Origin of the sequence: Bradyrhizobium sp. CCH5-F6 (assembly GCF_001556045.1) — a bacterium.
GTDB lineage: Bacteria > Pseudomonadota > Alphaproteobacteria > Rhizobiales > Xanthobacteraceae > Bradyrhizobium.
This window is the reverse complement of record NZ_LSIC01000121.1, coordinates 94,899-104,946: the sequence shown is the minus strand read 5'-3', so window position 1 is coordinate 104,946 and position 10,048 is coordinate 94,899. Positions and strand designations below refer to the sequence as shown.

Sequence of the window (10,048 nt, the reverse complement as noted above, 5' to 3'; positions counted from 1 at the left end):
TGAGCCCTTGGATCATTGCCTGGCGGTCAAAGTTGCAAGAGCCCGTCGAGCACTTCGGAGAGAGGAGCAAGGCGCAAATTTGCGCTTTGAGTGCCGCCAGCGGGGCTCGTCGCATTGTGAAAGTTCATGGTGCGAAACTCCCTCAATTGAGGGAATAAGCGGTAGCAGGGCTCCTTCAAACGGCAAGCTGCCGCGGTCGATGTGCCATCGCGGAGCGCGCGATAGGCCGAGGCTCCGTGCTCGGGCGGAAACTCCGCCAATTGGCGGAATATGCGGTGGGCCCGGCTGGCAATATGGAGGCGATCGATCTCATAGGCAGATCGATCTCATAGGCAAATGCGTGAGCGATCTCCCGCTGTACCCCGAGAGAACAGCGGGGCAGCCTACGTCCGGGGTTATCTGGGTGCCGCGTTTATTCCGCAAATTCTCGGAATTTCGTCCGGCGCGCGCAGCGGGTTTGTCCGACCGTCAGCGCGCCCGAGGTTGACACGACGAAGCAAGCGGCCAATTGGCCCCTTGAGTGCCGAGCAGCGTGCGCCTGCTCAACAATCGTGAGACGAAGCGTCCGCCGCACAGAGTTCGTGAGAAGCAGGCCCAAGTCAGACGGTACCGCGCCGGCACCATCTAAACTGGTGATAACTCCCAATTATCAGCAGCGAAGCTGCGCGCGCTGCGGCCAGAGGGCCACCAAGAAGAAGGCGGGTCGGCTGGGCGCATATTCCGCCATTTGGCGGAATATGCGGCGTGTGCTCGATGCCGACTTTCCTTCGAAGCGAACAGTCGTCTTAGCTATTGCTCGGTGGTCCACGCCGGAGCGGCACGACGTTACTCGACGAATCGACTCTCTGGTCTTCCTCGGACGGCGCCGCGCGCTCCACGGCTGCGGAAAAGTTCGCCGGATCGATCCCCAGTTCGCGAATAATTTCGCCAAGGGCTGCCTTGGTTCGAATGGTAATCAAGGCGTCAGGCCTTGCCGCAAGGGCATCGCTGAGCTCCTGAGAGTTTCGTATGCGCCAGAAGTCCTCTTCCGACAATCCGTCGAGCCATGCGCGGATCTTATCGCGCCGCACGGGCTCCTTGGCAGCAGGCCTCGCCTTCAAGGCGTCCAGCATTCTCAGTTCCTCGTGCGCCGCGCCGTCACTCTTTCCTTCATCATCCGACGTCGACATGCCGTTCCTCCTCTCCACCCGCGTTCTTTACCGGCGGCACTATGGTAATCGTGCGCACACCAGAGTGGCGACGTTCTACCTTGAATCCTTGCGCCTTGAGGAGTGGCGAGATGCGATCAATTCGATTTCCGAGCCCCTGCGCAGTTGCCGGCCAGGTCCGCTGCTTCCGGATGCCGTCGGCGATCAGGTCCGTCGCGTTCAGTTTTGTCAGCAGCTCGGTGGCGGTGGCAGTCAGACCGTCCGGATACTCGATCCGAACGAGCTTCGCGATCGCCACAGCAACCGAATCAGCCTCGAAGGCGGACTCGACGATCTCCTCGCGGTTAGCGCGAACGACCCTTTGGAAGCTCCCTGGGTCCCAACCGAGGCCGGACTCAGCGGCTGTTACAAGCTTCTCGAAGTCCGCCATTCGACCTGATCGGTCCAGCCGAGTGGTTGGCAAATTGCGAAGCGCCGCGGAGACGGCGCTCAGAAGGGCACCAAGCAGCCGCGGCCGTGCACTCTCGAAACTGAGCCTGATTTCATCTTCAGGCCGCCGGTCACTCTCTGGGATAGAGCGCAAATGTACCGTCAGGGCACGATCGGCCAGGTCGGCCCGGTCGGTCAGCAGCGGAATGCCGTTCAGCATGATCGGCCTTTGGCCCTCAAAAATCGTCTCGTCTTTATCCGTGTGCAGTGTACGGGTCGCATAGCCACCGCCCGTCGACAATCGGCATAGAGCATCGGCGAGCCACGGCGGCACGCTGGATAGGTTATCAAATCCCAGGACATGACTGTTCGAGGCCGAGACGATTAGGTTGTGATCGTCCTTCGGGACCGAACGAATTGCTGCGGCGCTCGGATCGACGAGCTCGCGCAGCATACGCGAGGTCATCGACTTGCCAGATCCCTGTTCGCCGTTCAGCACCAGGATAGGGTATGGCCCTTTAGGCCGAAGAGTGGCTACGAGCCAGCCTACGATCAACATCCACTGTTCTTCGGGCACGTTCATATACGAACGAAGATCCTCGATCATCCCGCCAGCTTCCGGCTCTGGCATCGGCCGTAACGAAGCCGGACGCATGAATTTGACCGGCGCTGCAGTCACAATTCGCCAATCGTTCCGGTTGACCTCGACCGCTCGCCACTTCTGATCGCACAAATCGAGATAGAGCTTACCGGCATGCTCGCCGACCCGAATGAAAGGCTTGTGTTGCGGCCCGTCGTGCACGGCCCGCGCCTCGAAGATCCTGATCGCGTCTTCAAGTGACTGTCCCCCAATCGCTCGTCCTGTAGCCTGGTAATACCTGCCGGACAGCCACATGCGAAATTCGCGTGATCTAAGCGGCCAATTCTCCTGGTGCGAGTTCACTGGAAAGGTCGTGTAGGCTACCCTGTTGGCGTCGTGCCAAAACTCGCAGCAATCCGTGAGTTCGATTACGACGTCGCGCTGCGTCGCCCGCCTCCTGTTACCCTCACACTGTTCTGCCGGCGCTCCACCGTTCGGAGCAGGCCGCGCCTCCTCGATGAGCTGATGGGCGTGCCCGGGCGTCCATCCTTCCTGCAGGGCATCCGCGGCATCCCATCCCGTACGCACGCCCTCGGGTGGCGAAATGATGCTGATCGATTCAGCCTCCGCCGCGCGCGCAAGCTTCGCCACATCATCCGCATACTGAAGCCCCGCAGCATCACTGTCTGGCCAGATCGTCACCACTCTCCCACGTAGCGCTGACCAGTCGGCCTTCGCCGCGCTTTTCGACCCGTGCGGCGAGGTTACCACGACCATGTCAGGCAAGAGCTGTGTAGCCGCGTCGGCAGCCTTCTCGCCCTCGGTAACGAGAACGGGCGCACGTAGCCGCTCAGCGAGGCGATTGAGCCCGTACAACGGCCGCTTGCCCGACCAGCTCTTCCATTTCCATTCTGGCTTGCCGCCGTCATTGGCAAGCCCGAACGTCAGCGGCAGGAAGGTTTTGCCATCTTGCGTGTTGAACCGCCGCACATAGCCGAGGAGCCGATCGGATTCGTCGTAGTAAGTCCAGGTAGCGGCCGGCTTGCCGTACCTCGAGTGTGATGCCGGCGCCCGCGGCGCATCCTCCGGCACCGGCGCCACCGAGCGCCAGTCCGATTTCGGCCGCTCAGATTTGCCAGGAGCACCTGCGAGAGGCGCAAAGGGATCTTCACTCATACGGATCGATCCCCAGCATCGCCGCCACGCGGATGGCTGCCTCGCCCTGCTTCAGATTGAAGAGGTAGGCCGCTAGGCTAACGATATCGCCGCCGGCAGAGCCCGTGGCGAAGTCGGACCAACACCCGGTCTTCAGGTTTATTTTGAAGCTGCCCTTCTTGCCGTCGCTCCGGGTCGGGTTGATCGCTACCCATTCCCTGCCCTCGCGGCGACCATCCGGCAACCAGCGCTGGACGATCACTTCTGCGCTCGCGCGCGCAGCATCGGCGACACGAGCGAATGAAACCTTACGCTTCATTCTACCCCCTCGCCTGGAATTAGACCATCAGCTTGCACAACGGCGAGAGCCTCAGCCACGGCGCTGGCGAGACGCGGGAGATGCTTCAGGCTAAGATTGATGCCGTCCTTGCCTGGCGCGAGCTCACCATCGGCAGTGCGAAACCATTTTCGGACGCCGATGATCTGAGTTCCCTTGAATTCGTGGATTTCGACCCGCAGGATCTCGCGCCGGTTGAGCTCCCATTCCGGAATGATCTTTGGTGCGGCGTCCATCGGCGCGTTGCCGCCGCGCTCGCCTTGCGCTATATCCATGGCTCTCGGTTCCTATTGATCTGCTGAAATGCGAACGCCGCCCGGCCAGGGGCGGCGTTTTCGCTATTCTGCGCACTCAGAAGAACCGGCTTCGGACTCGGCACCGACGAGCTTCAAAAGAGATGGCACGTTGACTAGACGACGACGTCCAACTGGCTTTGTAAGCAACGTTCCGTCATTGATGCGCTCGTAGAGCGTTGTCCGGCTCAGGCCAGTTGCTCGGCAAGCTTCCTTAACCGTGCAGCTTGGACGTTCACGAAACGGAATGATCTCGGCTGAGGCATTTTGCGAAGGCATGTGGTCGGTCCCTGTCCTTGGCAACCGCTTACAACAGCGGTCAACGGGGACCGGAATACGAGATAGAAAGACGAACTCAAAAATGCGTAAGTCGTGGGGAAACGCGTACGAATAAAAGGAGGACAGTGTCGCCCTATGCCGCAATGCGGCCCTCGATTTCCTGAAGCTTGGCCTCGACTACTTTGGCGAAATCGGCAGTCGCCTCATTCGAACGACGTCCCTTTTTGGGTTTGCCGAGCACGTTGTCGAAGCTGAGGCGCCAGGCTGTCTGACCGCCCAAACCGTTCTCCTTGTGTCGCTCCATCGCCTCTTTGACGACGGCGTCCTTGCCTCGCCCTATATCCCTTGCCGTCTCTCCGTGACCAATCAGAACGCCGCGCTGCAAGAGGAGCTGCTTCGCCGTCCTTAGAATGGCGAGCTGTCGAGAGAGTTCATCATCCGGCCCCAGCAAACGGCCTGTAGCGACATCAATCTCCGCAAGCTCGCGCTCTCCCATCTGGACCTGGTTTGTTGCTGTGCCTTCTGATAGCGCGCCGGGTTTCGTGCGGTCGAGCGTCAGCGGCTTCCTGCGAGGGTCAGAAAGCGGATGCGCGGTTGCAGTCGCATAGCGCCACCGAAGCCAGAGATCCAGATCATCGGCGCTTATCCAAATGGCGACGACACGCCACCGCTCGGTCGGAGCGAAGTTGCCCTGAGATGCTCCGGCGATTATGTGCACAACCCGGTCATTTTCGAGCATGGCATTACGCCAGAACGATTCATGACGAATACGACCGGCGGTAGATCGAGATGGAACGCATCCTGAGCGCATCGCGTCGAGAAAGGCTCCTTCGGTGAATCCGAGCGATGCAGCCGCGCCCAGGATTTCACTGGTCAATATCAAGGCCGCATCAATGCCGATCCAGCGGACAGCTGATGCATGATCTTCCTTCGGCAAGTATTCTTTCTGCATGTTCGCTCCCACAGGCGAAACCACACAGTTACACGGGGGCAGCCGAGTGTGGTGCTCGGCTTGTCGGCTGGCCGGCCTAGCCCCCGCGCGAACCATAGGAGATGGTCCGGATCAACTCCTTGCGTCGGAGGCAAGTCCCCATCGACGCGCCCGATGCAAATGCTGAAGTTCTTGGGCGATCCGCCCCGCTCTCATCAGGTCCGCCGAGCGGCGGTTTTTTGAGGGCCGCGCCCTCCTGCATGAGAGGGCTGCAGTCCCTCTCGTATCCGGAGCGCCGCACGCTCCTCAGAGTGCATCGGCTTTGCCTCAACCATCGCGCTGGTGAAGTGTCCGATCACTTAGACGGCCGATCTGCTCGCTCAGAGAATCGGCCGTTCCGTCGCAGGCCTCGCGATAGGTCGAGCATCGCGAAAAGGCCACCCGATTGTCAACAGGACGAATTCAGGCGATTCACCCGCTCAAGTTGAGTGTAGGCCCGCTCATACTTTCGATAATTAGGGCTTATCGTGAACTAGTCGGCAGAAGTTCGAAGCTGGGGTATAGACTCAAGAATTCTGCGGCTTCTCCGCACGCCCAATTCGTTCTCAATCTCTTGGTCTGCGGTCAGAGCCTCCTCGAACCACCTCTTAGCCAAGTCACCGTCCCCTCGATAAAACGCTACCGCTCCAAGTCCGGCGCACATCATTGCCTTGACTTCCAGATCGTCTTCAAATCGCTCAAGCCCCTCCGAAAACATCTCCAAGGCTGCAACGAAATTGTTTCTAGCAATGTGAGTGCCGCCTAATCGGCTGACGATGGTGGCTTCGGCCCACCTATCCCTTACAAGCCTGTAAATATTTAGTACCTCAAAAAGGTGTAGCTCCGCCTCTGCATAGTCCGCCCGAGCTAGTGCAACGTCAGCCATGCCTTCAATTGCGTTTGCCTGACCGATATCGTTTCCATTTCGGAGATGGGCTCTCTTGGCGAGCTCAAACTGGTCCCGAGATGACTTAAAGTCTCCACGTGCGAGGGCAACGCAAGCCAACCCATGCAAACAAGCTGCTTGACCGCTAGAATCTTGACTGGCCGAATACCGAGCGAATGCATTTTCCAACAGTTCGTCAGCAGCTTCATAATCGCCGTTGATCATCGCGCTGAGCGCAAGAGCTTCTCCAGCCTCTTTTGCGCGGTCATACATTTCCGCTTGTTGAAAAATTCTATTTGCCAGAGCCCACCAATCCTCCTCCTCGTGCGACCTTACGTCAGTCTCACACAAGATTCTTGCTATCCGAGTCGACGAACGAGCTTCACCGCTTGCCTCTCCATGATAGTGAAAAATGCTACGAGCAACTGTGAAGGCCCTTTCTGCCGCGACAAGATCTCTCAAAATCTCGTCTCTCTCACCCCCTACGAACCACCTCTTGGCATGCACCAACGTTTTGGCGTCGGAAACATTAAGATAGCTGGGCAGACGTGAATCTGCGTCGAATATTGCAGCTTGAAGACCAACAACTTTCGACAGGTCAGCTCCTCGCAAATCGGCTCCCCGGAAGTTGAATCCGCTAAGATCGTTTGCGCCAAAGTCCACACCGTCCCATTCTCCTCTAGCAAAACACTCTAAGGGGTTCAGACCGGCGGACCGAGCGAGAGAAACGGCGTCGAGACTTCTGTTGTCGGGCGAAAGCAATTCGCGAAACTTGCTCCGCTGGTACGGCGTTAGTTTCATGACTTGTGCTTCCAGCGCACGGTGCATGCGCCGATCCGCAAACTACCATCGGGCTCTGCAACTGTTTGCGCGATCTGTTGGGCAACCCAAGCCTGCGCGAGCTTCACCTGCGTAGCAGAGAATTTTGATGTGTCACCTTCCAAGGTTATGCGCAGGTCATTTGGATTTTCCAGGTGCAGCTGAAATTCGACTTCGGGTCGCTTGTCAGTACCTTCACCCGTAGTCAAGAATCGCCCAAGGGTCTCTCCCGCCATCTGGTCGCCCTCGAGTATCCCCGACGGCGGATCCGCTGGAGCTCGAAACACCACTTGGCCGGCCCCTTCGGGCTGATATCCGCGCTGGCGAGATGGGCGGTACAACGAACCTGGCTTGACCCGATAACCCTTAAGCACCGGCAACAGGACCGCCCTTCTCACGCCTATCATAACGGCTCGTCCTTCGATCACGTCCGGGGCACGAGCAAAGCGAATTTCACCGATCACGACAAAATCATCAGGCGAACTGCCTTGGTCGGGTACATCAAGGTCCAGCGAACACAGCTTTGGGAAATTGTTATTTGGAATGATCGCTACGTCGCGCATATAGGGGGCGTTTGGCTCATTCGCTCGGGCTGCTGCTTCCAAAGCATTCAGTTGTGCGGCGCTTAGTCCCGCCTTTAACAAACCAGCTTGGGCCGTCTTCCAGCTGTCCCGTTGAGGCTGGTTTTCTCCGTCGAACCATCGGCGAATTGTTCTGATGTTGGTACCGCAGATTTTAGCGAAGTTTGCCTCGTGTCGGCCATTCTCACCCAGCTTGCCCTGTTTGGCCAAATTGAAGAATGCGTCACTCAAGCGGACTGCGAAGGCGCCTTTGTCCGGTTTGTCCGATCTGTCCATTTTGGCCATTTTCAGTTGTCTCGTTTGGACCTCGCAAAGTCCGGTCTGGTGCTCACCATTGCAGGTGACCACGGACAGAGAGAACGGCTATGCAAAACCAGACCATCATCTACCTCCTGCTGGCGGCGCTGGCGCTGATTGAAGGCCACTACATCCAAGCGCTGCTCTACGCGTTGCTGGCGGCAAATCACAAACTCTAAGCAACCATCGGTTCTAAGCTCTTGTTTTGAGCTTAAGGGCCAGATCAACAAGCCGACGAACTGCTTCGGGACGACCAGGAAGGTCACCTTGCGTCCGCCGCCAATCATCAATTGTTTTGAGCAAATCGGCGGACATCCGAACATTGATCGCCTCACTCTCGACGGGGGGGCGACCTCTCTTAGATTTTTTAGCGCTATTTATTGTTGACTTCATGATTTTATGGTGCCAAAAATTAGCGAGCCGAACAAGTGCTGGAACACCCGTTCGACTCTAACCATCGAGCACGAGGTAAGTCATGTCCAAGGCTGATCGCAACAATAGCACGACTCCGTCTGGAGATACCTCGTCTTCTACTAGAAAGGTTGCCAGATCGCGCGAGACGCCTCCGAATGCGGCCGCCGGTGACCTGCCGGCCGACCAGAAGGAGACGAGTATGAGTAAATCAGCAAAAGCCCAACCCGCCCACGCCCTGCAGCCGATGCAGCAGCCGACGGCTCATCGCCGATCCGTCCGCGCAGCGCGCGCCAACGGCTCCGTCGCTGACGATCCAATAATTCAGGCGCTGAATGAATATCGAACTGTGACAGTTCAGGTACTCCAGGAGCGAGGCGTCGACCTTAAAGATCCCACAGCGGCGACCATTGAGGACGAGCAGAAAGCTCTTCAAAAAATCAAGCAGACCGTGCCTCGTACTCTTTACGGAGTCATGCACTTGGCTAAGTTTATCCGTGGTACGATCCAGGACGAAATTGGGATCGACGAATATCAGGCTGCGCTGCAGGACAATTTGATCCGAGGGCTCGAGCGGCTTACTGGTCGCGCAGCGCCCGAAGTCCCGCCCTATTTATATTGAGGCTGAAGCTGGCCGCCGGACGATGTGGTCCGGCGGCCTTCTTGCAACATCCAAAGTTTCGATAACCCTCAATTATCAGAACGGACAACGCGATGACGACCGAGCTCATCGTGCAGACCACGAGTCTGCCTTCAGTGATGGAAGAGCTGCGCGAGCGCGCCGGCGAATACGTCAAGAACGCCCACTCGAAAAACACGCAGCGCGCCTACAAGACCGACTGGGAGCACTTTGAAACCTGGTGCCTGTCGCATGATCGTACGTGCTTCCCAGCTGATGTGTTCGAGACGATCGTGCCCTACCTTACAGCCCACGCGGGCGCGCTGAAGGTCTCGACCTTGCTGCGACGCCTTACCGCCATCCGCGTCATCCACCGCGCGCGCGGCACCAAGCTGGACACCTCCGACGAGCGGTTTCGTGTTTTTTGGCAGGGGCTCCGCAACAAGCACCGCGTCCGCCCGACCAAGAAGGCGCCGCTGATGTCCCCCGACTTGCGTAGGGCTATTCAGGCATTGCCGCCAACGCTGCAAGGACATCGTGATCGTGCCCTGCTCCTGATCGGTTTCGCGGCGGGTCTTCGTCGATCAGAGTTGGCAGGCCTGTGGGCGGCTCAAGATGCGGAAGCGCCAGGCTGGATCGAGGAGACTTCGGACGGCCTGGTCGTGCAGTTGGCAAGCTCAAAGACGAACCAGGCCGGCGAGGAGGAAATAATCGGCGTTCCGTTCGGGAAGGACGAAACCGTATGCCCCGTCCGCGCGTATCGCGCCTGGCTGGCGATTTCCGGCATCGCAACGGGACCGGTCTTCCGTCCTATCAGCCGCCATGGGAAAATGGCCTCTGCTGCGATCACGGGTGCCGGAGTAGCGTTGGTAGTGAAGCGCGTCGTCGGCAACATGGCGTTGGCGGAGGGGCTCACCTTGGATAAGGCTTTGTCCTTGGCGAGCACGTATTCCGGTCATTCCCTTAGATCAGGGCTCGCAACCTCGGCTGCGAAGAACAGGGCGCCCGGACACGCAATCCAGCGCCAGCTCAGGCATAAGTCGTTCGCAACGACGCTGGAATACATCAGGATCGGTTCGCTCTTTGAGGGAAATGCGGCCAGCTTCGCCTTAGAATAGGCCTGCCCCTCCCACGCGCGCAGCCGGCCTGGTGTCTCAGGCGCCTGCTGCACAGCAATTGTCGTACGAATTCCATCCACGACTTATGCATTTTTGGAATCCGACCGTCGCCTCGTACATGTCTCG

Annotated in this window: 10 protein-coding genes; 2 read left to right on the top strand and 8 right to left on the bottom strand. The window is 58.5% G+C overall.

Annotated features, from left to right (window positions below; all coding sequences use genetic code 11):
- Window positions 1-785: 785 nt before the first annotated feature.
- The 8 genes from AX729_RS21515 to AX729_RS21485 all read right to left on the bottom strand — a co-directional run bounded on the left by AX729_RS21515 (window position 786) and on the right by AX729_RS21485 (window position 7,762).
- Window positions 786-1,169 (bottom strand): hypothetical protein, encoded by a 384-nt coding sequence (locus tag AX729_RS21515; protein WP_156457123.1) that lies wholly within the window; start codon window positions 1,167-1,169, stop codon window positions 786-788.
- Window positions 1,153-3,333 (bottom strand): AICE element replication initiation protein, encoded by a 2,181-nt coding sequence (locus tag AX729_RS41170; protein ID WP_245325305.1) that lies wholly within the window; start codon window positions 3,331-3,333, stop codon window positions 1,153-1,155. The genes AX729_RS21515 and AX729_RS41170 overlap by 17 nt, the downstream gene beginning before the upstream one ends.
- Window positions 3,326-3,631, bottom strand: coding sequence for a hypothetical protein (locus AX729_RS21505; protein ID WP_061026371.1), 306 nt, complete (start codon window positions 3,629-3,631; stop codon window positions 3,326-3,328). Before AX729_RS21505 ends, AX729_RS41170 begins: the two co-directional genes overlap by 8 nt.
- Window positions 3,628-3,885: a transcriptional coactivator p15/PC4 family protein gene (locus AX729_RS21500; RefSeq protein ID WP_197433644.1), complete on the bottom strand. Its 258-nt coding sequence runs from the start codon at window positions 3,883-3,885 to the stop codon at window positions 3,628-3,630. The genes AX729_RS21505 and AX729_RS21500 overlap by 4 nt, the downstream gene beginning before the upstream one ends.
- Before the next feature lie 102 nt (window positions 3,886-3,987).
- The gene (locus AX729_RS41800) at window positions 3,988-4,221 is read right to left on the bottom strand and encodes a helix-turn-helix transcriptional regulator (RefSeq protein ID WP_502686913.1); all 234 of its coding nucleotides are present in this window, start codon (window positions 4,219-4,221) and stop codon (window positions 3,988-3,990) included.
- A gap of 133 nt (window positions 4,222-4,354) precedes the next feature.
- Window positions 4,355-5,173 carry a hypothetical protein gene (locus AX729_RS21495; RefSeq protein WP_156457122.1) on the bottom strand — a complete coding sequence of 273 codons (819 nt, stop codon included), beginning with the start codon at window positions 5,171-5,173 and terminating at the stop codon, window positions 4,355-4,357.
- A 511-nt stretch (window positions 5,174-5,684) separates the two neighbouring features.
- On the bottom strand, window positions 5,685-6,905 hold the full coding sequence (locus tag AX729_RS39815; RefSeq protein WP_156457121.1) for a tetratricopeptide repeat protein: 1,221 nt from the start codon (window positions 6,903-6,905) through the stop codon (window positions 5,685-5,687).
- A complete protein-coding gene (locus AX729_RS21485; protein WP_061026367.1) occupies window positions 6,875-7,762 on the bottom strand; it encodes a hypothetical protein in 888 nt (295 codons plus the stop codon). The genes AX729_RS39815 and AX729_RS21485 overlap by 31 nt, the downstream gene beginning before the upstream one ends.
- 487 nt (window positions 7,763-8,249) lie before the next feature.
- Here AX729_RS21485 and AX729_RS21480 point away from each other — a divergent pair, with 487 nt between their 5' ends.
- Complete coding sequence (locus AX729_RS21480) at window positions 8,250-8,807, top strand: hypothetical protein (RefSeq protein WP_156457120.1); 558 nt, start codon at window positions 8,250-8,252, stop codon at window positions 8,805-8,807.
- 92 nt (window positions 8,808-8,899) lie between these two features.
- Entirely contained in the window at window positions 8,900-9,922 is a 1,023-nt protein-coding gene (locus tag AX729_RS21475) for a site-specific integrase (protein WP_061026365.1), read from the top strand.
- Window positions 9,923-10,048 lie beyond the last annotated feature (126 nt).